Source organism: Streptosporangium sp. NPDC002544, from assembly GCF_040295965.1.
Taxonomy (GTDB): domain Bacteria; phylum Actinomycetota; class Actinomycetes; order Streptosporangiales; family Streptosporangiaceae; genus Streptosporangium.
This window is the reverse complement of sequence record NZ_JBEOWJ010000006.1, coordinates 158,227-183,632: the sequence shown is the minus strand read 5'-3', so window position 1 is coordinate 183,632 and position 25,406 is coordinate 158,227. Positions and strand designations below refer to the sequence as shown.

Annotated in this window: 21 protein-coding genes and 2 CRISPR repeat arrays; of the genes, 20 read left to right on the top strand and 1 reads right to left on the bottom strand. The window is 67.6% G+C overall.

From position 1 onward, the window contains the following. Positions 1–7 precede the first annotated feature (7 nt). Positions 8–889: a CRISPR direct-repeat array (repeat unit 28 nt; unit sequence GGACCATCCCCGCGGGCGCGGGGCCGAC). A 115-nt stretch (positions 890–1,004) separates the two neighbouring features. The 9 genes from cas3 to ABT061_RS11175 all read left to right on the top strand — a co-directional run bounded on the left by cas3 (position 1,005) and on the right by ABT061_RS11175 (position 13,745). Next, a complete protein-coding gene (gene cas3 / locus ABT061_RS11215; protein ID WP_350915220.1) occupies positions 1,005–3,980 on the top strand; it encodes a CRISPR-associated helicase Cas3' in 2,976 nt (991 codons plus the stop codon). A gap of 224 nt (positions 3,981–4,204) precedes the next feature. Next, the gene (casA, locus tag ABT061_RS11210; RefSeq protein WP_350915218.1) at positions 4,205–5,878 is read left to right on the top strand and encodes a type I-E CRISPR-associated protein Cse1/CasA; all 1,674 of its coding nucleotides are present in this window, start codon (positions 4,205–4,207) and stop codon (positions 5,876–5,878) included. A 14-nt stretch (positions 5,879–5,892) separates the two neighbouring features. Then, positions 5,893–6,510 carry a type I-E CRISPR-associated protein Cse2/CasB gene (gene casB / locus ABT061_RS11205; protein WP_350915216.1) on the top strand — a complete coding sequence of 206 codons (618 nt, stop codon included), beginning with the start codon at positions 5,893–5,895 and terminating at the stop codon, positions 6,508–6,510. A 60-nt stretch (positions 6,511–6,570) separates the two neighbouring features. Continuing rightward, complete coding sequence (gene cas7e, locus ABT061_RS11200) at positions 6,571–7,713, top strand: type I-E CRISPR-associated protein Cas7/Cse4/CasC (protein ID WP_350915214.1); 1,143 nt, start codon at positions 6,571–6,573, stop codon at positions 7,711–7,713. Further along, on the top strand, positions 7,710–8,498 hold the full coding sequence (gene cas5e / locus ABT061_RS11195; RefSeq protein ID WP_350915212.1) for a type I-E CRISPR-associated protein Cas5/CasD: 789 nt from the start codon (positions 7,710–7,712) through the stop codon (positions 8,496–8,498). Before cas7e ends, cas5e begins: the two co-directional genes overlap by 4 nt. Positions 8,499–8,503: 5 nt before the next feature. Then, positions 8,504–9,289 carry a type I-E CRISPR-associated protein Cas6/Cse3/CasE gene (gene cas6e / locus ABT061_RS11190; RefSeq protein WP_350915210.1) on the top strand — a complete coding sequence of 262 codons (786 nt, stop codon included), beginning with the start codon at positions 8,504–8,506 and terminating at the stop codon, positions 9,287–9,289. Next, positions 9,282–10,346: a type I-E CRISPR-associated endonuclease Cas1e gene (cas1e, locus tag ABT061_RS11185; protein ID WP_350915208.1), complete on the top strand. Its 1,065-nt coding sequence runs from the start codon at positions 9,282–9,284 to the stop codon at positions 10,344–10,346. The genes cas6e and cas1e overlap by 8 nt, the downstream gene beginning before the upstream one ends. Further along, positions 10,343–10,621 (top strand): type I-E CRISPR-associated endoribonuclease Cas2e, encoded by a 279-nt coding sequence (gene cas2e, locus ABT061_RS11180; RefSeq protein WP_350915206.1) that lies wholly within the window; start codon positions 10,343–10,345, stop codon positions 10,619–10,621. Before cas1e ends, cas2e begins: the two co-directional genes overlap by 4 nt. An 18-nt stretch (positions 10,622–10,639) precedes the next feature. Further along, a CRISPR array of direct repeats spans positions 10,640–12,192; the repeat unit is 28 nt; unit sequence ATCGGCCCCGCGCCCGCGGGGATGGTCC. Between the two features lie 170 nt (positions 12,193–12,362). Beyond that, a complete protein-coding gene (locus ABT061_RS11175; RefSeq protein WP_350915204.1) occupies positions 12,363–13,745 on the top strand; it encodes an NsdA family TPR-like regulatory protein in 1,383 nt (460 codons plus the stop codon). A 2-nt stretch (positions 13,746–13,747) separates the two neighbouring features. Here ABT061_RS11175 and ABT061_RS11170 read toward each other — a convergent pair whose 3' ends face one another. Next, positions 13,748–14,560 (bottom strand): SDR family NAD(P)-dependent oxidoreductase, encoded by an 813-nt coding sequence (locus ABT061_RS11170; RefSeq protein ID WP_350915202.1) that lies wholly within the window; start codon positions 14,558–14,560, stop codon positions 13,748–13,750. A 346-nt stretch (positions 14,561–14,906) separates the two neighbouring features. On the opposite strand from ABT061_RS11170, the gene ABT061_RS11165 reads away from it, so the two are divergent. The 11 genes from ABT061_RS11165 to ABT061_RS11115 all read left to right on the top strand — a co-directional run bounded on the left by ABT061_RS11165 (position 14,907) and on the right by ABT061_RS11115 (position 25,400). Then, the gene (locus ABT061_RS11165) at positions 14,907–15,374 is read left to right on the top strand and encodes an ATP-binding protein (protein WP_350915200.1); all 468 of its coding nucleotides are present in this window, start codon (positions 14,907–14,909) and stop codon (positions 15,372–15,374) included. 44 nt (positions 15,375–15,418) lie between these two features. Beyond that, positions 15,419–16,123 carry an HAD family hydrolase gene (locus ABT061_RS11160; RefSeq protein ID WP_350915198.1) on the top strand — a complete coding sequence of 235 codons (705 nt, stop codon included), beginning with the start codon at positions 15,419–15,421 and terminating at the stop codon, positions 16,121–16,123. After that, positions 16,120–17,868 carry a CDP-glycerol glycerophosphotransferase family protein gene (locus tag ABT061_RS11155; protein ID WP_350915196.1) on the top strand — a complete coding sequence of 583 codons (1,749 nt, stop codon included), beginning with the start codon at positions 16,120–16,122 and terminating at the stop codon, positions 17,866–17,868. The genes ABT061_RS11160 and ABT061_RS11155 overlap by 4 nt, the downstream gene beginning before the upstream one ends. Positions 17,869–17,934: 66 nt before the next feature. After that, positions 17,935–18,873, top strand: a complete 939-nt coding sequence (locus ABT061_RS11150; protein WP_350915194.1) for a thymidylate synthase — start codon at positions 17,935–17,937, stop codon at positions 18,871–18,873. 5 nt (positions 18,874–18,878) lie between these two features. Next, the gene (locus ABT061_RS11145) at positions 18,879–20,603 is read left to right on the top strand and encodes a carbamoyltransferase family protein (RefSeq protein ID WP_350915192.1); all 1,725 of its coding nucleotides are present in this window, start codon (positions 18,879–18,881) and stop codon (positions 20,601–20,603) included. After that, positions 20,588–21,670 carry a glycosyltransferase family protein gene (locus ABT061_RS11140; protein ID WP_350915190.1) on the top strand — a complete coding sequence of 361 codons (1,083 nt, stop codon included), beginning with the start codon at positions 20,588–20,590 and terminating at the stop codon, positions 21,668–21,670. Before ABT061_RS11145 ends, ABT061_RS11140 begins: the two co-directional genes overlap by 16 nt. A gap of 96 nt (positions 21,671–21,766) precedes the next feature. Continuing rightward, complete coding sequence (locus ABT061_RS11135; protein WP_350915188.1) at positions 21,767–22,285, top strand: P-loop NTPase family protein; 519 nt, start codon at positions 21,767–21,769, stop codon at positions 22,283–22,285. A 34-nt stretch (positions 22,286–22,319) separates the two neighbouring features. Beyond that, entirely contained in the window at positions 22,320–23,162 is an 843-nt protein-coding gene (locus tag ABT061_RS11130; RefSeq protein WP_350915186.1) for a class I SAM-dependent methyltransferase, read from the top strand. Continuing rightward, complete coding sequence (locus ABT061_RS11125; protein WP_350915184.1) at positions 23,159–23,929, top strand: phosphotransferase; 771 nt, start codon at positions 23,159–23,161, stop codon at positions 23,927–23,929. The genes ABT061_RS11130 and ABT061_RS11125 overlap by 4 nt, the downstream gene beginning before the upstream one ends. Next, positions 23,926–24,564 carry a histidine phosphatase family protein gene (locus ABT061_RS11120; protein WP_350915182.1) on the top strand — a complete coding sequence of 213 codons (639 nt, stop codon included), beginning with the start codon at positions 23,926–23,928 and terminating at the stop codon, positions 24,562–24,564. Before ABT061_RS11125 ends, ABT061_RS11120 begins: the two co-directional genes overlap by 4 nt. After that, positions 24,561–25,400 (top strand): phosphotransferase, encoded by an 840-nt coding sequence (locus ABT061_RS11115; protein ID WP_350915180.1) that lies wholly within the window; start codon positions 24,561–24,563, stop codon positions 25,398–25,400. The genes ABT061_RS11120 and ABT061_RS11115 overlap by 4 nt, the downstream gene beginning before the upstream one ends. Positions 25,401–25,406: the final 6 nt, after the last annotated feature.

The window sequence follows — 25,406 nt, the reverse complement described above, 5'->3', positions numbered from 1 at the left end:
CGCGCCGGGACCATCCCCGCGGGCGCGGGGCCGACCCGCCGATGAGTAACCCCACAGCCCTGTATCGCGGACCATCCCCGCGGGCGCGGGGCCGACCCGGTTCGGTGAGGACTTTCGCGCCGTTGCGGAGGACCATCCCCGCGGGCGCGGGGCCGACAGGTCGTCGTCATCTGTCGCCTCCGCCGCGCCGGGACCATCCCCGCGGGCGCGGGGCCGACCCGCCGATGAGTAACCCCACAGCCCTGTATCGCGGACCATCCCCGCGGGCGCGGGGCCGACAACGGCAGTCGAGAGCCGCGAAAGCCCTAAAGAGGACCATCCCCGCGGGCGCGGGGCCGACCGGCAGTCGCAGCACATCTGCCGGGTCGGGTAGGGACCATCCCCGCGGGTGCGGGGCCGACGCCTCGTGGTCGGCCACAGCGACGGTGAACACCGGACCATCCCCGCGGGCGCGGGGCCGACCTGCATCTTGGCGTCCAGGCCGGCCACGTTCAGGGACCATCCCCGCGGGCGCGGGGCCGACTCCACCACACGGCTGAACGTGACGGCGCTGAGCGGACCATCCCCGCGGGCGCGGGGCCGACTCCACCCGCACGACGTGCACGGAGTCGTGCAGCGGACCATCCCCGCGGGCGCGGGGCCGACATTTGCACGTTCACCGACTCCTCGTCAGTGAACGGACCATCCCCGCGGGCGCGGGGCCGACAGGCTGTAGGAGTCGGCGCGCTCCCAGCGGCCGGGACCATCCCCGCGGGCGCGGGGCCGACGCCTTCTTCGCTGCCCCGTCGACCTCGCCGAGCGGACCATCCCCGCGGGCGCGGGGCCGACCAATAGTCACCCCAGACAGCGTCAACACCATACGGACCATCCCCGCGGGCGCGGGGCCGACGCTTGTTCACCTGCGGCTTTAGCGGCAGAGGGGGCCGATTTTCTTTAGTTGCTCAGTCTGTGGAGATTTCATATGGGCTTACCTGATCTTCAAATTCGATCTTGCTGATAACGCCATGCGTCGGTTGACGATATCGCAGGTGTCCCACGGGATGTTTTGTCGGTGGAGGTCTCTATGTTGCTCTCGGGAGGGGATGCGGATGTCAGAAGAGTGGCGTCATGAATTAAATCATGATCCCATCGTTGTCCGACAAATAGGAGCAATTTGGGGTAAATCTCGTAAAAAGGCGGGAGGTAGTACAAACCTGTTGTTGTCGCACCTTCTGGACACCGCCGCTGTGGCGGAGCAGATCTGGGACCACTACCTTGCGCCATCGGCTAAGCAGATACTGGACGATGTTTCGGGAGGTCGAGGGCGACTCTTCTTCGCCTGGCTGTGTGGAATCCACGACTGTGGGAAGGCCACGCCCGCATTCCAGAGGGTGGACGATGAGGGCGCTGACGCCGTACGGCGAGCTGGGCTGACGTGGAACGAACCTGTTGTGAAGAGGGCCCGCTGGCGGCATGACAAGGCTGGTGGAACGCTCCTTCTCGCTCTCTTGCGCGAAGTCGGCTGGGATGCTGACCAGATCGCCTGGCTGTGGCCGTTGGTGGCCGGACATCACGGTTCGTTTCCCTCTATAGGAGATCTGGGTCGCCCAAGGACGGCGAGAGGGGAGCCTCAAGGGAAAGGGCCGGCGTGGGCGAAGGTTCAGCGTGCACTCGTAGAGGCGTTCACGCGGATGGTCGGCTACAAGGACCTCGCTGAGGTTCAGCCCGTGAGGGTGCCCAACCGTGCCGTGCAGTTGCAACTCAGCGGTTTCGTCGTCATGGCTGACTGGATCGCCAGCGATAAGAATCACTTCGTCGGCGTCGATGACCTGGCCGATGTCAGCCTGCACAATGCCAGGGAGCGCGCAGCCAAGGCCTGGGCGAAGCTTGGGCTACGGGGTGGCTGGGGCATGCTGGTGATCCCTGACCGGGACGCCTTTCGGCAGCGTTTCGGTGATCCGGCTCGACCATCGCAGGACCTGGTCACGGAGCTGGCACGGCGGATGCCGGGGCCGGGGTTGCTGATCCTCGAGGCGCCGATGGGTGAAGGCAAGACGAAAGCGGCGCTGCTGGCCGCCGAGATACTGGCAGCGCGATTCGGGGCTGACGGCGTATATGTCGGTATGCCGACGCAGGCGACGAGCGATCCGATGTTCAGCCAGGTGCGGGGCTGGTTGGAAGGAGTCGGTGACGGCCTGGCCGACCAGGTGGCGCTGCTTCACGGCAAGCGAAGGTTCAACAAAGAGTGGCGTGCCCTCCTGGGTGAGACCGACGCCGACCCGGATGCCTGTTACGAGAGCATCGAAGAAGATGACCTATACGGCATGGGCGATTCGCTCTTCGGGCAGGAGGCCAGCGTTGAGGCGGAGCGCAAGGCTCCCGCGGAGTGGTTTCTTGGAAGGTCACGAGGGCTGCTGAGCCCGTTCGTCGTCGGCACGATTGACCAGCTTCTTTACGCCGCCACCCGGACCAAGCACGTGATGTTGCGCGCTGCAGGACTTATGGGCAAGGTCGTCATCCTCGATGAGGTTCACGCGGCGGATGTCTACATGTCGCAGTTTCTCAAGGAGGGGCTGCGCTGGCTGGGCCAGGCAGGGGTGCCCGTGGTGTTGTTGTCGGCCACCTTGCCGCCGGCGCAGCGCCGGGAACTGGTCGCGGCCTATCTGTCCGGTGCGGCTTCCCAGGAAGAGTTCGACGCAGAAGGGTTGCCCGAGGCTAGGGGATATCCCAACGTCACCGCCGCATGTCTGGTCAATGGCCAGGCGGTCTATGACGTGGAGCATGTGCAGCAGTGGCGCCCGGACCTGCAAGTGGCTGTGACAATCTTGCCCGAGACTGCTGCCCGAGCCGAAGACGAGGAATCTGCCGCCGATACCGCGGTTGCCGCTCTCGTTGAAGAGCGGCTGGCACAAGGTGGCTGCGCGCTGGTGATCCGTAACACCGTCCCCCGAGCGCAGAAGACATACGAGGCGCTGAGACGGCGTTTCGGCGACGAAGTGCGGCTGCTGCACGGGCGGATGACCGCCAAAGACCGGGCCGAGGGGACCGAAGAATGCCTGCAACTACTCGGGCCGCCCACTAAAGACGGGCCGTCGCGCCCGAAGCGTCTGATCCTGGTAGCCACCCAACTCGCCGAGCAGTCCTTCGACGTGGATGCTGACCTGCTGGTCACCGATCTGACAACCATCGACCTTCTTCTGCAGCGTCTTGGACGCCTCCACCGCCATCAGGGGGTCCGCCGCCCGCTGAAGGTCAGCCGGCCCGAGGTGGTCATCACCGGATTCGCGCCGCAAGACGGTGATGCTCCATGGATCCTGCCGGCGAGCGAGGCGATCTACGGGCGCTATCTGTTGCTGCGCACTGCTGCTCTGGTCTGCCAGGCCGACGGCCGTACCTGGTCCGTGCCGGGAGATGTGCCACACCTGGTCAAGCGGGTATACAGCGATGCCGGTGACGTCGTCCCACCAGGATGGGCTGAGGAGGAGCAGGCGGCGTATGCCCTGTGGGAGCACAAGCAGCAGGAGCGTGCCCACAGCGCGGAGCAGTACCTGCTCACTCGGGCCGGCGAGCACACCAACCCGACGTTGGACGGTCTGCACTACGGTGCGGCTCACGGCAGCGTCGCGGAAGAGAAACTCCAGGCGGTGGTTCGCGACGGTGACCGCAGCCTGGAGGTTGTTCTCATACGCCGTGACGACCGCGGATACCGCACTCTCGCCGGCAGATGGCTCGGCGTGAACGGCGAAGCGCTCTCCGAAGACCTGCTGGAGGAGGTGCTGGGCGCAACCGTACGGCTGCCCGCCAAACTCACCGACCCGGCAGAGCGAGAGCTGTCACCGCTGGACGGGTGGCGAGATCATCCATGGCTCAAGCGCACCCGCGCACTCATCCTGCATGCCGAGAGCGCCAGCCCGCTGGGCGATTACGCGCTGCGCTACGACGAGCGGCTGGGGCTGGTCGTAGAAGGCGGTCCGTCCCGAAGCATCAGGCGACGCAGGTGAGGTCCGGATAGCTCCTGCATCCCCGCGGGTGCGGGGCCGATGATTGTCCGAGACACGGCCACGGATCATCCCCGCGGACACCATATGTCCATGTTTAAGACATTCGCATTCTCGATCCTGAATCGCGGGGTGGCTCCACCTTAAGCATTTTGCCAACAAACTTCTGCCTTCTCTGCCACGCTTTACTAACCAGATTCAAGACATGGCCAATTCGAGGATCCCTCATGTCCGTGTATGACCTGATTGATTCCCCCTGGCTGCTTATGCGACCACGGGGAGATAAATCTCCGAAAGAGACCTCGCTGCGTGAGGCGCTGCTGTGCGCCCACGAGTTCGACTCTCTTGTAGTGGACATCTCCACCCAGACTCCGGCCTTGATGCGGCAAGTGCTGCTACCCATCGTGCTGGACGCCTTGGGGCGCCCCCGCGATCGAGCAGAGTGGGCACGAAGGTTCGGCGCCGGACGGTTCACCGAGGAGGAGCAAGGAAAACTCGCTACCTACCTGGACGAACATCGCTCCCGATTCGACTTGTTCGACGAGAAGGCCCCATTCGCACAGGTGGCGGGCCTGCATACCGCCAAGAACGAGACGAAGGGGTCCGCACTGCTGGTCGCCACGGCAGCCTCGGGCAACAACGTTCCCCTCTTCGCCACCCGCACCGACGGAGATCCACTAGCGCTGAGTCCGGCTCAGGCAGCCCGATGGCTGCTGCACACGCACTGCTGGGACACGGCTGCGATCAAGTCCGGCGCCGCTGATGACCCCCAGGTCAAGGCGGGGAAGACGGTGGGCAATCCAACCGGACCGCTCGGAGCACTGGGGGTGGTCCTCCCTATCGGGCGCAACCTGCACGAGACACTGCTCCTCAATATCCCCATCGGAGCCCAATCTGCCGCGGATCGCCCTCAGTGGCGACGCGAGCCAGCCGGACCGGCATGGGAGGCGCGCGCCGCCACCGGCCTGCTCGACCTGTGGACCTGGCAGTCTCGGCGCATTCGCCTCCTCCCGGAGGAAACGGCCGACGGCACGAGGGTCTCCCGGGTGATTCTGTGCGCCGGGGACCGGCTGCAGGATCTCCCGGAGTGGGAGCCGCACACGGCGTGGACTTTCCAGAAGGCGCCGAAGAATCCCACTGGAACGGTCCGCAGATCCCGCCGTCACGTACCCGGCAAAGCCGCCTGGCGCGGTTTGGAGGCACTGCTCACCTCAGAACGAGAAAACGGTGACGGCGCCTTCGAGACCTCCGTGCTCCTCGGCCAGCTCGCTGCCCTCCAAGCCGAAGGGCGCCTCGACTATGACTATCCGCTGCGAGTGGAGACGATCGGTATTGCCTACGGCACCCAGTCCGCAGTCGTCGAGGATGTCCTTTTCGACTCGATTCCCCTGCCGGTAGCGGCTCTGCGCGCGGAGGAGGACACCTACATCGCTCTGCTGGACGTGGCCAAGCAAGCAGAGGATCTCGCCAAAGCCGTGAACAACCTCTCCGCCGATCTGCGCCGAGCCGCGGGAGCCGACCCCATCCCGTGGGACAGGGGACAGCGCCCCGGCGAGTTCGTATTGCACGCACTCGATCCGCTGGTCCGCCGCTTCTTGGCTGGAGTACGAGCCACCGCGGGGGATCCTGACAAGCTGGAGCAGGGCCGTAGGGCATGGGAGAAGATCGCCCGTGACCGCACCTGGGACGTCGCAGAGAAGGTCCTGGACGCTGCCACCCACAGCGAGTTCGTCGGACGCGCTGTTGAGAAAAACGGCCGCGAGTTCACCTACCGGCTCGCCACGGCCGAACAGAGCTTCCGTCGGCAGATCAACACCGCGCTCCCTCGCTGTGTGCAACCAGTAGCTGACCTCAGGGAAGACACTGCTCCGGCCGCCGCATCTACAGCCCAGATCGCTTGAAGGTGAGAAGTTTCATGCCCGCTACGAACAAGCGGCCCTTGCGCTACTGGGCCCAGTACGTCGCCTCGGATGGGACCTGGCGCAGGAAGGAGGGACGTCCCCCGGGTGAGGATCTAGCAGCGCTGCGCGCAGGGCTGGGCCACGAGGCCGGAACCGTGCCGGCGATGTGGCCCCACTACCGTTCCCCCGTCGACGACAGGCTCGCCCGTAAGAGCGAGGTCTCCGACGAGCAGAAGGCCGAACACGCCGCACTCGCGCTGTACGGCCTGCACCAGCAGGGCCGCCCCGAGCCCATGCATCAGCCAGAAGTCCGGCTGGGACAGGCACTACGCCGACTGCACCACAGCGGCAAGTTCACCCAGGAGGCGGTAGACCGCCGGGTGAACGCAGCCGCCTCCGCCACCCAGGTCTCCGCCCTGCTCACCCATCTACGCGGCCTCATCACCCAGCTGCGCACCATCGGCCAGCCGCTCGACTACGACTTGCTGCTGAACGACATCCACGCTTGGCAGCGACCCGACACCCGGCAAAGAGCCCGCCGCCGCTGGGGCCTGGACTACTACGGATGGTCCCGCTCCGACGATGAGGCGCCTTCCAACCCCGAGACGACCACACAGGTCACCCCTTCCTGACCGCACTCCATCTGGCCTGGCCAGCCCTTCCTCCTTTTCTTCTCTCCCCTGGAGCTCTCCATGGACAAGCGTCTCTACATCGACGTCCACATCGTGCAGACCGTCCCGCCCGCCAACCTCAACCGCGACGACCAGGGCAACCCCAAGGAGGCGTACTTCGGCGGAGTACGCCGCGCCCGCGTCTCCTCCCAGGCGTGGAAGCGCGCCACCCGCACCGCCTTCGCCCAGAACGCGCCGGAGCAGGACCACGCCACCCGCACCAAGCGGATCGTCGCCGAGCTGGCCAAGCGCCTGGCCGCTCGCACCGCGTTGGACGCCGAGCAGTCCGCCCGGCTGGCGGCCAAGCTCCTGGAACCCTTGGGTATCAAAGAGGGCAAGAAAGCCGGCGACACCGCTTACCTGTTGTTCTTCGGCTACCGCCAGCTGGAGGACATCGTCGATCTGGTGGCAGACCAAGCTGTTGACCTCGCGGCCATGGACGACGAGCAGCTCGCTGCCGCGACGAAGAACCTGCCGGTGGCGCAGAAGCTCCAGAGCGGGCACCCAATGGACGTCGCACTGTTCGGCCGGATGGTCGCCGACATTCCCTCCCTCAACGTCGACGCCGCCGCCCAGGTCGCCCATGCCCTGTCCACGCACGCCGTGGAGCTGGAGTTCGACTACTACACGGCCGTCGACGACGAGAACCTCAAGGAAGAGACCGGCGCCGGCATGATCGGCACGATCGGTTTCAACTCCGCGACGTTGTATCGCTATGCCACGATCGGACTGCACCAACTGGTCTCCAACCTCGGCGACACCGAGGCGGCGCTCGACGCGGTGGAGGCCTTCGTCCAGCACTTCGCCCGGTCCATCCCCTCAGGCCACCAGAACTCTTTTGCCCACCGCACCCTGCCCAGCCTGGTCGCGGTCGTGGTCCGTGACGACCAGCCGGTCAACCTGGTCTCCGCCTACGAAAGACCTGTAGCCGCCCGCGCGGAGGGCATCGCCGAAACCTCAGCTCTGCGCCTGGCCTCCGAATACGAGCGCGCCACCCGACAGTGGGGCGATGCGCCCGTCCACACCGCCGTCTGCCACACCTTCGCGCCCGAAGGAGAGACCGCCGAAAGGCTCAGCTCCGCTTTCGGCACGCAGCAGACCTTCCCCAAGCTGACCGTCGGCCTGCGTGCCACGCTCATCGAGCTCGTCAAGCAGGCCGGATGAGCGCCGCCGAAGTCACGTTGCTGCTGCGCCTGGGCGGACCGCTGCAGTCGTGGGGTGATCGCAGCGTGTTCAACCGCCGCGACACCCGGCCAGAGCCGACCAAATCCGGGGTGCTCGGCCTGCTCGCCGCGGCAGCCGGTAGAGCGCGCGAGGAACCGCCGGGTGAGCTGCTCGACCTTCGGATGGGGGTACGCGTTGACCAGCCTGGCACCCTGCTGCGCGACTACCACACCGTCAGCGACTACCGAGGGCGCCCGCTCCCACAGGCGGGAGTATCCGCCAAGGGCCTGCAAAAGCCCACCTCGCCCGCCAAGTACACCCATGTCACCCAACGCTTCTACCTCCAGGACGCGGTCTTCCTTGCCGCACTCCAAGGACCTACCTCGTTCGTTCACGCGCTCGCCGACGCTGTCAGGCGTCCGGCCTTCCCGCTCGCGCTCGGTCGCCGTTCCTGTGTCCCCACCCAACCGCTTTTTCTTGCGGTCCGTGAGGCCGCGCTGGAAGAAGCCCTGCGCGCCGAGCCCTGGCAGGCCACCGAGAGGACCAAAGACCTCTACCTTCGCAGTCGCCGGGGCAGTCGTGCCGCCACCGTCGACCTTCCCGCGACCTTGGACGATCCCAACGGCGAAGACTCCCTCAATGACGTTCCACAGTCGTTTGCCCCGCGCGACCGCCGGTTCGTCAGCCGCCGTATCCGCCACACATGGGTGACACTGCCGACCGGATTCCTTCAAGCCGACACAGCCGCCGACGACCACGACCCGTTCGCCCTTTTGGGCTGGTGACCCCCATGACCTACCTGTCACGTATCCGGATCAACCCACTACGCGAGAGAAGCCGACTGTTCCTCGGCAATCCGCACGTCATGCACGGTGCTGTCATGCACGGCATCCCTGATCACCCCGCCGACGAACGCATCCTGTGGCGACTGGATGCCGACAACCCTCACCGGCCCCTGCTGTTCGTGCTCACCAAGACCAGACCTGACTGGTCCCATCTCGTCGAACAGGCTGGCTGGCCTGAAGCCGACGGCGAGCACTTCGCTGTCCGCGACTACGCACCGCTGCTTGCCCAGCTTGCAGTCGGACGCGAGTTCGCCTTCCGGCTTACCGCCAACCCCGTGCAGAACACGTCTAATCCGGTTAAGGCCTCCGCGACCCAGATTGAACGGGCTGCCGATACCAAGCGTCGCTCTTTCCGTATCGGCCACCGCACCGCCGGCCAGCAGCTCAACTGGTTTCTCAGCCGGACTCAGCGCTGGGGTTTCGAGGTCCCTCAAGCACGCACTGACTCACCGGCCCTTGGCCTGGAACCGCAGGGCGCCGCCGAGGGCCTGGTTGCTCATGAGGTCCGGATCGTCGCGCGCAACCGGAACTCTTTCAAGAAGAACCGTGACGCCAAACCGGTCATCATGCACACTGCAACCTTCGAAGGCCGACTACGCATAACCGACCTGGCCGCGTTCACCGAGCGGCTGCTGAGCGGCATCGGCCCGGGTAAGTCCTACGGCTGCGGCCTGCTCACCCTGGCGCCCCTTCAGAGCGGTGTCTCGGCCCACGGCCGCGGCGATGGCTGACATCTGGTGGAAAGCCCACCCACACGACCTGCATCGCATCGCCGACCGTGTCTCCAGCGTCTACGTCGAACGCAGTCACATCGATCGTGACGAGAACGCAGTCGTGATCATCAACAAGCGAGACACCGTACGGGTGCCAGCCGCGATGGTCGCGGTCTTGCTCATCGGTCCTGGCACTCGGGTCACTCACGGCGCCGTCCGCCTGCTCGCCGACTCCGGCACCGCGGTGTGCTGGGTCGGTGAGCAGGGCGTGCGCATGTACGCCTCAGGCCTCGGCCCCAGCCGAGGCTCCGGCCTGCTATATCGACAGGCATGGCTGGTCACCCGCCCCAAGGAGCGCTTGTCCGTCGCCCGCGCCATGTACGGCATGCGCTTCCCCGGCGAGGACGTTTCGACGATGACCATGCAGCAACTACGCGGCCGTGAGGGTGCCCGCGTCCGCAAGCAGTACCAGCTGCACTCCCGCCGCACCGGTGTGCCATGGACCGGACGCGACTACCGCCCCGGTGACGCCTTCGCCGCTGGAGACGACCTCAACCGCTTGCTGTCAGCCGCCAACACCGCTCTCTACGGCATCTGCCACGCCGTCATCGTGGGCCTCGGCGCCAGCCCAGGACTCGGCTTCGTCCACACAGGAGCCGCTACTTCCTTCGTCATGGACATCGCCGATCTGTACAAGGCCGAGTACACCATCCCGCTCGCCTTCGATCTGACGGCTCGAGGCCTGACCGACGAACGCGATGCACGGTTGGGATTACGTGACCGAATCGCCCAAGACAAGCTACTTGGACGTATTGTCCGCGATGTCAAGGATCTTCTGGCCCCAGACGGCGTGGAGATCTCCGACATCGAAGTCAACGAGCTATGGGATGAGAAAGTCGGCGCCGTCGCCGGAGGCGTCAACTGGGCGGGTACGGAGGGATCCTTCGCCGACACCGTGGTCCCAGAGATCATTCCTGCCAGCATGGGCGAGGAACACATTGCGATCATCGGCCCCGAGTTCGAAGGACAAGCCGCTGACCAGCCCGAAAGCGGCAGTGAAGCAGCGGACATATGACCGTCATCGTCCTCATCGCCGCCCCCGAAGGACTGCGCGGTCACCTCACCAGATGGATGGTCGAGGTCAACGCCGGAGTCTTCGTTGGAAATCCCAGCAAACGAGTTCGAGATCGCATCTGGGAACTGCTCACAGCCCGCATCGGCGACGGCCAAGCCGTACTCGTCGAACCCGCTGCCAATGAACAGGGCTGGGCGGTACGAACAGCAGGCAAGGACCGCTGGTACCCAGTGGACTTCGACGGACTGATTCTTTCCGCACGACTTCGTCGATAAAGTGCCAGGTCAGCAAGTATCGGCCCCGCGCCCGCGGGGATGGTCCCCGGCGGCTGCGGGAGGCGAAGGCGGAGGCGACATCGGCCCCGCGCCCGCGGGGATGGTCCGAATGATCAAGCGGCGAGCAACTCCTCCTCGAAATCGGCCCCGCGCCCGCGGGGATGGTCCTTCCACTTCCGGCCGTTGAGTCGGTGGTCGACGATCGGCCCCGCGCCCGCGGGGATGGTCCGGCTCGCGGCGCTCGGCCGCCTCCCCTTCCACCATCGGCCCCGCGCCCGCGGGGATGGTCCGATCGACGGTGTGGGGCGGGTGGCTTCTCACGGATCGGCCCCGCGCCCGCGGGGATGGTCCCTGCACCTCCCACGTCTGCGGCTGCTCCCGCTCATCGGCCCCGCGCCCGCGGGGATGGTCCGATCTGGCTGTACTTCCGAGACGGCGGCGCGCTATCGGCCCCGCGCCCGCGGGGATGGTCCGACAGTACGGAGTTCTTTTCCTCCGAGAGGGAGATCGGCCCCGCGCCCGCGGGGATGGTCCCATGGTCACCGATGTGGGGTCTTTGTGGCGCATATCGGCCCCGCGCCCGCGGGGGTGGTCCCGTGATCGCGGACGCCAAGATGGCCAAGGAGGAATCGGCCCCGCGCCCGCGGGGATGGTCCTCCGGGGATGACGTCGGCCACCCGCATCGCCTCATCGGCCCCGCGCCCGCGGGGATGGTCCCGGCTACCTCGTACCTGTACCCCAATGCCTTAGATCGGCCCCGCGCCCGCGGGGATGGTCCCGGCTACCTCGTACCTGTACCCCAATGCCTTAGATCGGCCCCGCGCCCGCGGGGATGGTCCATCCGAGCCGACCACCGTCGCGTCCGCGCCGCCATCGGCCCCGCGCCCGCGGGGATGGTCCTCCCGATCAGGCTTGTGAGCTGGGGTTTCTCCCATCGGGCCCGCGCCCGCGGGGATGGTCCCCGTGACCTCATCCAGGTCCCACGGCGCCATCAATCGGCCCCGCGCCTGCGGGGATGGTCCCTGTCCCACGCCCGGGGAGTCCGGCCGCGGGAGATCGGCCCCGCGCCCGCGGGGATGGTCCCCGGACTGGTAACCAGTGGTTCCGGGAGTGGTAATCGGCCCCGCGCCCGCGGGGATGGTCCATCCACCGGCCCTTTTTCGTAGGCGAGTCGGGAATCGGCCCCGCGCCCGCGGGGATGGTCCACGGTAAAGCTTTCCGACCCTGTGGTGGCTGATATCGGCCCCGCGCTCGCGGGGATGGTCCCGGGCAGTCCACGACAAACACCTCGACACGGCGGTCGGCCCCGCGCCCGCGGGGATGGTCCCGGGCATACGGCGCATACTTCGGTGGGGAGTTCGTCGGTCCCGCGCCCGTGGGGATGGTCCGTCCTTGAGGAGTCGCCGCCAATGAGGATGCGAGTCGGCCTAGAGCCCGCGGGGGTGGTCCTGAAACGAGCCCCAGCGCATTCGCCGGGGCCCAGTCGGTCCCGCGCCCGCGGGGATGGTCCCGAGCCCTGGCCGGGCGGCGACATCGGCTAGCTGTCGGTCCCGCGCCCGCGGGGATGGTCCAGATTGACAGCCTGGCGCTATGTGTGTGAATCGGTAGACCTGCCCCTGGGGTGTACACGGCCTGACCGCTACTTGGACAAAGGTTGGCCGGTTGTACGAAGGGTTGTATTCGATAGCAAGGTCGGTCCGGATGCTGGGACAGGCACCCTTTCGGGAGGCATCATCAATGCATGGGCGGTGACAGAGCACTCCTGGGCGGCAACACGACGCTGGCTGCGATGCTCTCCGAGGCGGGGTGCTCCCACGGTGCGCTCGCGCGTCGGGTGAACGAGCTGGCGGGACACCAGGGAGTGGTGACGCGCTACGACAAGGCATCTGTCACTCGCTGGTTACAGGGGATGCATCCACGGGGCCATGTCCCGGAGTTCATAGCCGCTGCGCTGGCCGAACGCCTCGGACGCGCTCTCAGTCCGGTCGACATCGGTTTTCTGGCGGAGCCTCAGCGTCCCGTCGTGGCCCGTTCGCTCGCCTATGGTGAAGATGTGGGTGAAACTCTGCACACGCTTGCCGAACTCGGCTCCACCGATATCTCCCGCCGCGCGCTGCTGGGCAGTGTGCCCTTCATCGCCACGGCCTTGATGGACCCTCAGCGCCGCTGGCTGCTCTGGCTTCTCGAAGATGACCAGGCCACACATCTGGCCGCCGTCGCGAACAGTGGCCCCGCTGAGCGTGTCTACGCGATGATCGCGATGTTCGACGAGATGGACAACCGCTTCGGCGGCGGACAGGTGCGCTCCAGTGTCGTGCACTACCTCACCTCCGAGGTCGTCCCCATGCTCCAGCGGTCCGGGGCACCCGAGCGCCAGCGCGGCCGGCTGTTCACAGCGGCGGCGAAGCTGGCCGCGATGGCGGGCTGGAGCTCCTATGACTCGGCCGAGTACGGCCTGGCCGAGCGCTACATGATCCAGGCACTACGGCTCTGTGCCGAAGGCGGGGACCGGGTGCTGGGCGGACAGATCCTGGCCGGCCTGTCCCATCTGGCCACCAGCCTCGGCCGTCCCGACGAGGGAGTCGCCCTCGCGCGTAGCGGACTGGCCACAGCCAAGAATGCGGGAAGCCCACTCGGGCTGATGCGGCTGCACGCCATGGTGGCTCGCGGGCACGCCGCCCTCAAGCACTCGGCGCAGGCCGCTGCCTCGTTGAAGGCCGCCGACGCCGCCCTGGACGCCAGCGACGGTCCTTCGGAGGAGTCGCCCTGGGTCCGCTACCTCGACCACCACTACCTGGAGGCCGAGGCCGCGCACTGCTTCCGTGACCTGGGCGATGCCCGCCGCGCCGAACACCTCGCCGACGACTCGGTACGCGCCAATGCCGACCGGCGTCGACGCCAGGCCATCAGCCAGTCCGTCCTGGCCACCGCGCATCTACAGCAGCGGCGCCTGGACGAGGCCATCGATGCGGCCAGCACCGCCTTGAACCTACTGGGCACGGTCCACTCCGAACGGTCGGTGCAGGCCCTGCGCGACTTCCGCACCAGGCTGGAGCCGCACCACGCGGAGCCGCTGGTACGCCGGTTCGAACGGCAGGCCCGGCCCGTGCTCGGTGCGGCCTGAGGTCAGTAACCGTCCGGGGTCGGCGCGTTCTGCGCCCGGTCCACCGGGATGTTCGCCCCTGATATGCCGCTCGCCGCGTCGGAGAGCAGGAAGGCGATCACCGCCGCGACCTCGGCCGGATCCACCAGTTGCCCGGAGGGAAACTCGCGGGTGAACGCGGCGAACCGTTCGGGATGCTGGGTGCGCATCCGATCCCACCGCTTGCCCGGGATGAGCATGGAGCCTGGAGAGACGGCGTTGACCCGGATTCCATCCGCTCCGAGCTCCCGGGCCAACGAGGTGGCCAGGTGGATCTGCGCGGCCTTGGCCGCGCCGTACTGGGACTGAGGTCCGGGTTTCCAGCCGGAGATCGACGAGACGATCACGACGGATCCACCACCCGCCGCACGGAGATGCGGGGCGGCGGCCGAGATGAGCCGGGCCGCGTGCCCGACGTTCAGCTCCCACGTCGCCGTCCAGTCCTGTGACGTCGCCGAGCCCAGCGCTCCGCCTCTCGCCCCACCGGCACACGCCACGACACCGTCCAGCCTGCCGAATCGAGAAGCCGCTTCGGCAACGAACTCCTCCAGCAGTTCCGGGGCGGTCACGTCCAGGGACTTGGTGAACAACGCGTTCTCACCGTGACCCCCCAGGGATTCAGCCATCTGACGGAGGTGCTCCTCGCTGCGGGCGCATGCCGCCACTGAGCAGCCTTCGAGCACGAGACGCCGCACGATCTGCTCGCCCAGCCCGCGTGATCCGCCCGTGACGACAACACGCTTCCCGGTCAATGTGAATCCGGCGATTCCGGCCGGGCTGGCATGACTGCCGTCCATGTCGTGTCCCCTTCCTGCGCCAACACTCCACGATCTTGCCGAATGGTTCCTGGTGAGCATGCAGCAGCACCTCGCGCGAGGCGTACAACCTGCGTGCATCCCGGCGTGCCCGCAAACACCATCGATGCATCCTTCCGGAACGGCCGCCAGAGGGGTTGCCTGAGCACGGCGCCCTACCGCTTCGAACGGTGACGGTCGCTGAGCACAGAGTGTCCCCCGTCTGGTCTCCAGAAAGGAATCCGACTATGGCCGTCGATGGCATCTCCAGCACCTCGCGCCCGCAGCGCTCTTGCTACGCGAAAAGACGGAACGACGCATCCGGAGCGGTCGGCTGGAAGCAGCCGTGATGAGCGCCGCCGACGTGGAACTTCCAGTCGTGACACTTCACGCCCAGCTGAAGATGGCCGTCGATCCGCTCGCCCCGAAGAGGGCGCGTGTCTTCACCGCCAACATCCTGCGCGCGTGGGGAGAGCAGGATCTCATCGATGACGCCGTCCTGATTGTCAGCGAACTGGTCACCAATTCCTTCCGTCACGGTCGAAGCCAGAGGCTGGAAGATCTCACCGTTCTCATGGGTCAGAGCACTGAGAGCGTCACCTTGCTCCTGGAACTGCGGCCGGACGCCGTGGGCATCCATCTCCAGGACGGCTCGCCGAGCCTGCCCGTGCCCCGAATCGCTCTTGACGATCAGGAGAACGGCCGTGGGCTGCAGATCATCACGGCTCTCGCTCAGTCATGGACCGTCGCTCCCGTTGTCGCAAACGGAAAGCAGATCACCACCTTCCTGCGCCGCGGCAGTACGTCCTCCGCGTGACCTGTGACATCCCCTGATCCACCTCAGCAAGGAGAACCGCGACCGTGATCTCCCCATCTGCTGGCTCCCACGATGAATCGCCTGCCCCCGAGCCCCGCAGAGCGCTGCTGCTCGATCTGGATGGCGTCCTGTTCGACACCCGCGTCGTGATGTGCAGGGCCTGGCAGCTCGTTCAGGAACGTCACAACGTGGACGTCCCCTTCGAGGATTACCTGCGCCACATCGGCCGTCCCTTCCCCGACATCATGCGGCAGCTTGGCCTGCGGGAGGCCGAGCTGTTGCACACCACCTACGACGAGGCGTCCGTCACGTGGGCCGACCTCGCCCCGCCGTTTCCCGGGATCGAGGCGGCGCTGCGTGCCTTCGCCGGGGACGGCTGGTCGCTTGGGGTGGTGACCGCCAAGCCGCTCAACCGGGCGGCACCGCTCCTGGAACGCCTGGGCTGTCCGTTCGGCACAGTGCGTACTCCCGGCAGCGAGCGCGGTAAACCCGCCCCCGATGCCCTGCTGCTGGCCCTGGTCGAGCTCGGGGTGGATCCGGCACAAGCCGTCTACGTCGGGGACATGGCGGTAGACCAGGAGGCCGCCTTGCGCGCAGGCGTGCGGTATATCCACGCCGGATGGGGATACGGGGCTCCCACCACACCGTCTCCCGTGGTCGTGGAGACTCCCGCCCGCCTCGTCCAGATCGGGCGGAACCTACAGGCTCCCGCGGCGTCCTCACCGGTTCCCTTGAGGAGCCCCAGATGACCACTGCCAGCGACCTCACGCTGATCTTCTCAGGGCGGCCGTCAGCCACGCCGAGCTGGGACCTGATGCGCACCGCGAGCCTCACGCCCTCAGCGGGACCGCGCATCCGCGTGGAGGAACTCGACGTGGACGAGATTGATCCCGACGAGATCAAGCGGCATGTCGAGCACGTGATGGACGAGCTCGGATCGTTCGCCTCGGAACTCGCCGCGACACCGGGCGGCGCCTCGTGGCTGCACGTCCACCAGGTGCCGGTACGGCGGCTGGTCTCCCAGGTCGTGCGTAAACTGCTCGCCCTGTCGGCCTGGCCGCCGTTCGCGGGCGCCCCCGGTCCCATCGCCGTCCCGCCCGGACAGACGCTGATCGGCGAACGCGACAGCAGCTCGCAGGAGTACCGCTCCTACACGGTCACCTGGCCGGGAATCGCCTACCTCCTCGGTGCAGAGGTCTCCGCCACGCCGACGCCGCCACCCCGCTCCTTCGCCAGTGCAGAGATCCGGGACATCCACGTCTCCCCGACGGCGGCGGTGGTGGCCGTGTCGTGGTCGTCGCGCCACGCCGGGACGCTGCTCCCGGTCCTGGCGGAGGTAAGCCGCCATGGACAGCGGAGCCTGCTGCTGGATCTGGCCACCGACCCTGCACAACGGTGCCCGAAGGTCGATGATCCGCTGATCACGGTCCACCGGATTCCCCGCGGCCGACTGCTCGCCCCCGGAGGGCTTCTTGCAACCACCCTCCATGCCATGCGGCAGCCGGGCGACGGCCAATCCGTGCTGATCGGAGCGCATCGGATCCTCCTCGGCCGGCTGGCTGGCCTCGCGGCCCGGCTGCTGGAATACAGCGCGGGATGCACTCAGCTGTCTTGGTGCGCCACCGTGAACACCGAAGCATGGCTGGACGGTGTTCTCGCCGCCACCCGGCCCGCGACGATGCTGGTCAGCAATGACACGAGCCCTCTCGGCGCGCTCGCCGTACATACCGCCGACCGGATCGGCATGCGGACCGTCTACGTGCAGCACGGAGCGTGGATTCCCGGATCGGTGGCCTGGCCCGTCCTGCACTGCCGTCACATCGTCGTCATGGGTGAGCGGGACGCCACGTCGGCCGCCGGGTGGGTACGGCGTGACGACGCCGAGATCCACGTACTGGGCCAGCCACGTTTTGACGCACTCGCCTCGGTGGAGCGCCCACGTCAGCGCCGCTACCTGGAGAGCCTGCTCACTTCGGAAGGCGGCCGGCCACCGGAACGGATCGTGGTCTGGGCCTGCCAGCCGTTCTCCCGCAGCAGTCTGCGAGCCCAGGCGGAGATCCTCCTACGTGGAATGCAGGCAGCGGAGGGAAGCTGGGAACTGGTCATCGCTCCTCATCCTGCGCAGGACCCGCACGTGTTCGAGGCTCTTTCCGGGGTGAAAGTGGCCGTCGCCGATCCGGCGACAGGGGCACGCGGCTGCCTGGCCGGTTCCGACGCCATCGTGACGGTCTCCTCCACCTGCGGCATCGAAGCGATGCTGCTGGACGTGCCGGTGCTCGAACTCCGCCTGCCCGGCGAGCAGACCCTCGGTCTGGCCGAACATCAGGCGGCGCGTGCCTGCGCGGATGCGGCCGATATCGCCGCGGCCCTGTCTCACCTGGCCGCATCCCCTCATCAGACACCTGTCCCCGGCAGGGCGAAGAACGCCGTGTGCCGCTGGGACGGTGCGACCGCTGCCGCCGTCGCGAAACTCGTCCTCGGCCCGTCGAGCTGACCTCGTACGGCCCGCATTTCTCGACAACAATGCCCCGCTGATGGCGGGCCAGGAAGGAAAACCCTGATGATGACCTTGACGGCCGACAGCGTCGCCGGGCTGTTCGGCGGGACGGTAGCTCTGGCCATGAACAGCGGGCGGACCGTCAGCCCGCGAGGCATGGCCACGCGAGAGGTTCTGGACGTGAACCTCAGGCTGACCCGGCCACGGGCCAGGCTGCTGTTCGCCCCGCCGGCCCGCATCCTCAACCCGGCCTTCGCCATCGCCGAGACCGTGTGGATCCTGTCCGGCTCCGACGACCCATGGATCTTCGATTTCAATGGACGGCTCCGCCAGTTCGCCGACGGGGGAGTCCTGCGCGGCGCCTATGGCCCGCGGATGCGCCGCTGGGGCGGGCGGATCGACCAGTTGGCACGGGTCATCGAGATCCTCAAAGCCGATCCGGACTCCCGCCGCGCGGTGGTGCAGCTGTACGACCCCGCTCAGGACACCGCAGGGCATCGGGACGTCCCGTGCACCCTCGGCTTCCGCTTCCACCTGCGGCAGGGACGGCTGCACATGTCCACCACCATGCGCGGCCAGGACGTGTGGGTGGGCCTGCCGTATGACCTGTTCTTCACTACCACCCTGCACGAGCTGATGGCCGGATGGGTGGAGGCAGAGCTCGGCGACTACCACCACCACGTCGACTCCCTGCACATCTACGAACGCGACATCGACCAGGCCGCCACGCTGAGGGCGATCCCCGAGACGCCGGAACTCCCCGCGATGACCACGCCGTGGCACGGCTTCGACGCGCTCCTGGCGCGGACCCGGGCGGGCGAGCTGACCGGCCATCCCGGCTGGGACACCGCGGCTGAGGTGCTCCACAGCTACCGGCTATGGAAGAGCGGCGACCGCGTCGGCGCCCAGCATCTCGCCGACCAGGCGCGCGGGCCGCTGGGGGAGGCGTTGCGTGCCTGGTACGAGGAACTGAGGTTGCGTACGACGGCGGAGACCCGGTGAGCCCGATGACGACACCCCCCTTCCCGGTCGTGCTGGGCCTGTGCTCCTACACCCACGACTCCGCCGCGGCGCTGCTGGTGAACGGCGAGCTGGTCGGGTTCGTCGAGGAGGAACGCCTGTCGCAGATCAAGCACACCAGGGACTACCCCCACCATGCCGTCCGGTGGCTGTTGCGGGAGGCCGGCATCACCGCCGCCGACGTGGACGCGATCGCCTACAACTTCTGCGGTCCCCGCTACCTGGACGCCGTCCCCGACGCGGCTCGCCTGTTGCGCTCGGCCGAGACGTGGGGACGGGCGCTGCCCCGGGCGGCCGGATTTGCCAAGGTCGCCCTACGTACGGCCCGCCGTGTCCAAGTCTTGGGCCGGATGTTCCCAGGCGCGCGAGTACGGCCGGTCCTGCACCATCGGACCCACCAGATGTACGCCTTCGCCGCCTCCGGCTGGGAGGCGGCCGCCGTGCTTGTCGTGGACAGCCTGGGCGAGACGCAGACAACCACAGTCGCCGTCGCCCGCCAGCGCACCCCCGGCCAGCCCGAGATCCGCACTCTGCATGCCCTGCACGATCCCGCCTCGCTCGGCTACGCCTACGGCGCGGTCACCGAACACCTGGGCTGGCGGCGTGGAGACGAGGAGGGCACCGTGATGGCGCTGGCCGCCCTCGGTGATCCGGCGCGTTTCCGCGAACTGTTCACCCGGGCCATCTGCCTTACCTCGGACGGTTTCACCCTGGACCCGAGGCTCTTCCCGATCCGGGTTCTGTCCTCCGGTTACCCTCGTCTGTCGCCCCGTTTCGTCGCCGAGACCTGTCCTTCCCGTCACCCGCACGCCCCCGTTGAGCAGGTTCACCGGGACCTGGCCGCCGCGCTGCAGGAACGCACTGATGTGGTCATGCTGCACCTGGCCCGCCGCGCCCGGGCTCTGACCAGATCACGCCGCCTGTGTGTCGGCGGAGGAGTGGCGGCCAACTGCGTCAGTATCGGCCGGATCATCGATGCCGGGATCTTCGAGGAGGTTTTCGTTCCGCCGGCTCCGGGGGATGCGGGAACCGCCATCGGAGCGGCTGCGGCCGTCCATCTCGATGCGGGTGGCCGACCGCTGTCCGGCATCGCCGGAGCTTGCTACCTGGGCCCGGCCTTCGCCGAACCGGAACTCGACCTGTCGCCATGGCCCACCCTCGCGCTGAAACACGTGCAGGGTGACCCGGCCGAACATCTGGCCGAGCAGCTTGCGAGCGGACGCATCGTCGGGCTGTTCCAGGGGCGGATCGAAGCGGGCCCTCGGGCACTGGGCAACCGCTCCATCCTGGCCTCCCCTCTGAGCGAAGGCGTGGTCGAGCGGCTGAACGCCACGGTGAAGTTCCGCGAGCCGTTCCGGCCGTTCGCCCCGATGATCCTCGCCGACCATGCGGCCGACTACTTCACCCTCGGCCAGGACGCCCCGTTCATGTCCATGGCCTCCGGCGTCACCGATCTCGCCCGTACCCGGATCCCGGCGATCGTCCATGCCAACGGGACCGCACGGCTCCAGACCGTCACCAAAGATCAGAACCCCTTCATGCACGCCGTACTGGAGGCGTTTGCCCGCCGGACCGGCGTCCCCGTCCTGATCAACACTTCCCTCAACGTCAAGGGCAAGCCCATCTGCGGAACGCCGCGGATGGCTCTGGACTGCCTGGCCGTCTCCGGGCTGGACGCGCTGCTCCTGGAAGGCAGGTGGGTGACGAAGTGATCATCGGATACAGCTTCTGGGGCTTCCTCGGCCCCGGGATCACCGACACTCCCGACGGAGGACGCAGCCACCGCCGTCCCCTGGTCGACGCGCTGATCGGGCGGGGCCACCGGCTGATCTTCCTCCAGGCCGACCGCGACCGGCTGGAGGCCGGTGACGACCTCGGCGGTCGCTACGCCTTCGAGCGAGGTCTCCCCGAGATCGACGTGCTGTTCCTGGAATGGCGTTGGATCATCCCCGGCCGCAACACCACTTCGTGCGGGACTCCCGAACATACCTGCGACCTGCACCGGCAGCACGAACTCCTGGATCACTACACCGTTGTCCGGAGCACCCCGACGGTGATCTGGGACAAGGACCGGCAGCTGCCCACCGGTAGCCCGTGGCGCCACCGGCCCGGCGTGATCGTGTGCGAGGCCGCTCTCGCGCCGACCGCCGGGGCGCACAGCCTGCTGTTCCCTGTCGATGACGCGTTGTTGGACAGCGCCGATCCGCGTGCCCTGGCGGCTGCTTCTCGGCCGATCACCCTGGGCTACGTGGGCAACCAGTACGACAGGGACGAGGAGTTCGACACCTACCTGGCGTCCGCCGCCGAACGCTTCCCGCACCGGGTCGCCGGCAAGTGGCCCGACACCGGCCGCTGGCCGTACATGACCTTCCTCGGGAGGATTCCCTTTCCTCAGGTGCACGAGCTGTACGGCGGCGCGCTGGCGACCGTGCTGCTCCTGCCCCAGAGATACGCGGCGGCCGGTCAGGTGACCCAGCGCATCTTCGAGGCGGTCTTGGCCGGATGCCTGCCACTCGCCCCTGCGGACATCCGGCACGTCGAACGGTTCGTCCCTCCCTGGCTGATCGTCCGCGACGGGACCGATGTCATCGGCAAGCTGGCCCGCCTACGTGCCATCGCGGGCAGCCGAGAGCACATGCGGCTGATCGCCGAATGCCTGCACCACCTGGAACTGTTCCGGCTGAGCACCCAGATCCGGGCCCTCGAAGCGGTGCTGGCCGACCTCGCCGGACCGCGGGCCCGTATCGAGGCGGTCAGTTCAGGAAGGGAAGTCAGATGATCCCTTCGCTTGCCTCGGGCAGTGGGTCCGCCGTACCCGAACGAGCCCGCGCCGATGTCCGGTCGCAGGTCACCGCCCTGACTATCGTGGAGCATCATGCAGATGCAGAGGGTCGCCATCGTGGGTTGCGGAGGCAGCGGCAAGTCCCACCTCGCCCGCGAGCTGGGCAAGGTCGTGAACGCGCCGGTGACTCATCTGGACGTCATCTACTACGACGACGCGTGGAATCCGCTGCCACCCGAGAAGTTCGAGGTGCTCCAGCGCGACCTGGTCCGCGGCGAGCGCTGGGTGATCGACGGCAACTACAACTCCACGCTCCAGGTGCGGCTGGAGGCCTGCGACACCGTGATCCTGATGGACGTGCCCACCGTCGTGGCGCTGTGGGGAGTCTTCTCCCGTCAGCTCAAGCACGGCCACGGCCAGGACCGGGACAGCGGGATCTACAACCGCATCCACTGGGGTGTGCTGCGCTACGTGGCGACCTATCGGCGCAGGATGCGGCCCCGCGTGCTGGCCAAGATCAAGGAGTACGGCGGGCACGCCGACGTGGTACTGCTGACCAGCCGCCGTCACACTCGCCGCTGGCTGAAGCAGATAGCCGCACACCAGGCATAACGCGCTCCATCCCCCGTATCGGGAAGTGGAGCCGATGACCGCCTCCACCAATCCCTTTCTCAACGCGACAGCGCAAGAGGAGCTGTACCGGCACGCCTCCCGACTGGCCGCTCGCACCTCGGCCCTGCACCGTGCCAAGACCCGGGGCCGGGCGGTCGCCGAGGTCATCGCCGACCTGGCTGCCGCGCATCTACCTGCCCCCGAGGTACCGCTGGTGATCGACGTCGGATGCGGGCGCGGGACCAGCAGCCGCGTCCTGGCCGAGCGCCTACGACCGAGACGGCTCATTGGTATCGACGCCTCAGCGGCGATGCTCGACGACGCCCGCGCCCGCCTCGGCGTCACGGACAGCGCGGTGTCCTTCGTCCAGGCGGACTTCCATCACCTGCCCGTACCGACGGGCGCGTGCACCGTGGCCGTCGCCGCGTTCTGCCTCTACCACGCACCCCGGCCGGAGGCGGTGATCGCGGAGATCGCCCGCGCTCTCACTTCGGGCGGCATCGCCATCCTGGTCACCAAGTCCGCTGACAGCTACCACGACCTGGACATCCTCGTCGCCGATGCCGGGCTCGATACAGACGCGTCGTACCGGGAAAGCCTGTACGCGGCGGTACACAGCGGCAACCTGGCCGACCTGACCGAACCGGTGCTGCCCATCGAGTACTTCGAACACGAAGAGCATGGCTTCACCTTCACCGACCTGGGGCACGTCGCCGAATACCTGGCCACCAGCCCGAAGTACCAACTTCCTGCAGAGTTGCGTGGCGACCCCACAGCCATCGCCTCCGCGCTGCGCACCCGCCTGCCGGACGAGCCGGTGAGCACCACCTCGGTCGTCACCTACCTGCTGGCCCGGAAGCCGAGAGGTGAGCGATGAACACGCCGGTCTTCACCAAGGTCTACAGCACCGAGGAGGAGCGCGCGCAGGCGGTACGGCACCATGCCTGGTTGGCCGAGCACGCCCTGCCGTTCCGGCAACCCGGTATCGAAGCGGTCGGAATGACGTCAATCGACTTCACCTATATTCACGGCCGTCACCCGGGTGTGCGGGACCTGCCGATGCTCGCAGCCCTTCTGGGAGACGCGCACGGGGCCGCCTGGGTGAGTGACCTGCATCGGGCACACCTGGGCGTTCCTCACCCGCTACCCGCAAATCACGCGATGGCGGACTTCCTCGCTCCCCGCCTCGCCGCACTCGACGCCCGGCGCCGTACTCATCATCTGGCTGACGACGAAGACCTGGCCGCCGCGAAAAGGCTCCTGCACGCCGTCGCCATCGGACCGGCGGCGTTCTACAAGGACACCAACCCGCGCAACATCCTCATCACCGAGCAGGGCATCCCGATCATCGTCGACGTCGACGACCTCACCCTCGCCCCGTTCGGCTACGACCTCGCCAAGCTCGTCGTCACCCTGGCCATGACGTACGGCCCGCTCCAGCTGACGGCCATCCAGCATGCGCTCGCCGGCTACAACCAGGCAGCAACCAGACACGACGCCCGGCTGGGAGGCACCAGCATGACGCAGCTCCTCGGCCACGCCGAGCTGCACCGCATCCTCACCGCTCCCTACCTGGGACGAGGTGGTTACCGGCACTCCTGGCCGCAGGTGCGTCTCGTCATCGAACAGGAAGGACACGCATGATCGTCACCGAGCTGGTTTTCACCCGGCACGGGCAGGCCCGTTGTAACGTCGCGGGTCTGGTCGGTGGCCCGCGCACCTGCACCGGTCTGACCGAGCTGGGGCGGCGCCAGGCGACTCTGGCCGTGCGGCGGATCGCCACCGAGCACATCGACGCGCCCATCACCGCGCTCTACGCCGGGACCCGGCTCCGGCTCCGTCAGACCGGAGAGATCTACGCCGCGGCCCTGAACCTGCCGCTGATCATCGAGCCCGGCCTGGACGGGCCGATCCACGGGGACGCAGATGGCCAGCCCTGGCACGAGGTGAAAACCGGCTTCGGCGGAGGTCCGCATGCCCATCCCGACCGGCCATGGGCCATCGGATCCGATACATGGAACGGCTACCTGCGGCGGGCCGGAGCGTTCCTGGCCAGCCTGGTCGAACGCCACGACGGTGAGCGCGTCCTGTTCGCCGCGCACGGTGAGACCGTACTTGCCGCACATACCCTCCTGCTCGGCCTCCCTCCCAGGGCCGAGGCCGGGTTCACCGTCGACCACGGATCGCTGACCTGTTGGCAGCTCCATCTCAACAGGCTGGGCCGGCGCCGTTGGATGCTCGACCGCCACAACGACACCGCACACCTGGTAGCGCTGTGATCGCTGTCGAGGACCCGCGCCTCACCTTCGCCCGCCAGGCCCTCGGCCCGATCAGTTCCGTGCCCATGCCCGGGCTGCCATCGCACCTGCTGGCGCTCGTCGACGCCCGTGACGTCCTCCATGTGGTCAAGCGGCACACTGACGCCGGTCGCTTCCGGCAGGAGGCACATGCCTATATCACTGTGGTCCCTCACCTGGGTGACCGTGCCCCGAAAATGGTCGCGGCGGATCCAGTCACCCGCTCTCTCTTATTGACCCTGCTCTCCGGGCAGAGCGCCGTCGACCTTCCTCCCTGCTCACAGGCGGAGCGGGACGCCTATCACTCCGCCGGGACCACCCTCCGTGCTCTTCATCAGGTCGTGCCAGCGGAGTCCGGAGATGCCATCCCCGCCTATCTGGCAGGGCGGACCCGCTGGTGGACCGGACGCGCACACACCGCCGGGCTGATCAGCGTGGGCGAGCGGCGTACGCTGCTCGCCCACGCCGATGCCTTGGCCATCGCGGTTATGGACGGCGCGATCTGTCACCTGGACTATCAGCCCAGGAACTGGCTCGTCGGCTCGGATGGGGTCGTGCGCGTGCTCGACTTCGAGCATGCGCGGCTCGATGCCCGCGTCCGGGACTTCGCCCGGCTGGAACACCGCCACTGGCGGTTGAACCCCCACCTCCGCGAGACGTTCTTCGATGGCTACGGTCGGCCACCGGACGAGACCGAGCGCGATCTACTCATCCGGTTCGGCGTCATCGAGGCGCTCACCGCGCTGGTCCGCGGACATGAGAGCGGCGATCCCCAACTCGCCGTACACGGCCGCACGCTGCTCGACCAGCTCATCTGACCACGT

Excerpts from the sequence above, each read along its gene's own strand:
- cas3 (WP_350915220.1), top strand. The coding sequence starts at position 1,005 with ATGCGTCGGTTGACGATATCGCAGGTGTCCCACGGGATGTTTTGTCGG.
- casA (WP_350915218.1), top strand. The coding sequence starts at position 4,205 with ATGTCCGTGTATGACCTGATTGATTCCCCCTGGCTGCTTATGCGACCA.
- casB (WP_350915216.1), top strand. The coding sequence starts at position 5,893 with ATGCCCGCTACGAACAAGCGGCCCTTGCGCTACTGGGCCCAGTACGTC.
- cas7e (WP_350915214.1), top strand. The coding sequence starts at position 6,571 with ATGGACAAGCGTCTCTACATCGACGTCCACATCGTGCAGACCGTCCCG.
- cas5e (WP_350915212.1), top strand. The coding sequence starts at position 7,710 with ATGAGCGCCGCCGAAGTCACGTTGCTGCTGCGCCTGGGCGGACCGCTG.
- cas6e (WP_350915210.1), top strand. The coding sequence starts at position 8,504 with ATGACCTACCTGTCACGTATCCGGATCAACCCACTACGCGAGAGAAGC.
- cas1e (WP_350915208.1), top strand. The coding sequence starts at position 9,282 with ATGGCTGACATCTGGTGGAAAGCCCACCCACACGACCTGCATCGCATC.
- cas2e (WP_350915206.1), top strand. The coding sequence starts at position 10,343 with ATGACCGTCATCGTCCTCATCGCCGCCCCCGAAGGACTGCGCGGTCAC.
- ABT061_RS11175 (WP_350915204.1), top strand. The coding sequence starts at position 12,363 with ATGGGCGGTGACAGAGCACTCCTGGGCGGCAACACGACGCTGGCTGCG.
- ABT061_RS11170 (WP_350915202.1), bottom strand. The coding sequence starts at position 14,560 with ATGGACGGCAGTCATGCCAGCCCGGCCGGAATCGCCGGATTCACATTG.
- ABT061_RS11165 (WP_350915200.1), top strand. The coding sequence starts at position 14,907 with ATGAGCGCCGCCGACGTGGAACTTCCAGTCGTGACACTTCACGCCCAG.
- ABT061_RS11155 (WP_350915196.1), top strand. The coding sequence starts at position 16,120 with ATGACCACTGCCAGCGACCTCACGCTGATCTTCTCAGGGCGGCCGTCA.
- ABT061_RS11150 (WP_350915194.1), top strand. The coding sequence starts at position 17,935 with ATGATGACCTTGACGGCCGACAGCGTCGCCGGGCTGTTCGGCGGGACG.
- ABT061_RS11145 (WP_350915192.1), top strand. The coding sequence starts at position 18,879 with ATGACGACACCCCCCTTCCCGGTCGTGCTGGGCCTGTGCTCCTACACC.
- ABT061_RS11135 (WP_350915188.1), top strand. The coding sequence starts at position 21,767 with ATGCAGATGCAGAGGGTCGCCATCGTGGGTTGCGGAGGCAGCGGCAAG.
- ABT061_RS11130 (WP_350915186.1), top strand. The coding sequence starts at position 22,320 with ATGACCGCCTCCACCAATCCCTTTCTCAACGCGACAGCGCAAGAGGAG.
- ABT061_RS11125 (WP_350915184.1), top strand. The coding sequence starts at position 23,159 with ATGAACACGCCGGTCTTCACCAAGGTCTACAGCACCGAGGAGGAGCGC.
- ABT061_RS11120 (WP_350915182.1), top strand. The coding sequence starts at position 23,926 with ATGATCGTCACCGAGCTGGTTTTCACCCGGCACGGGCAGGCCCGTTGT.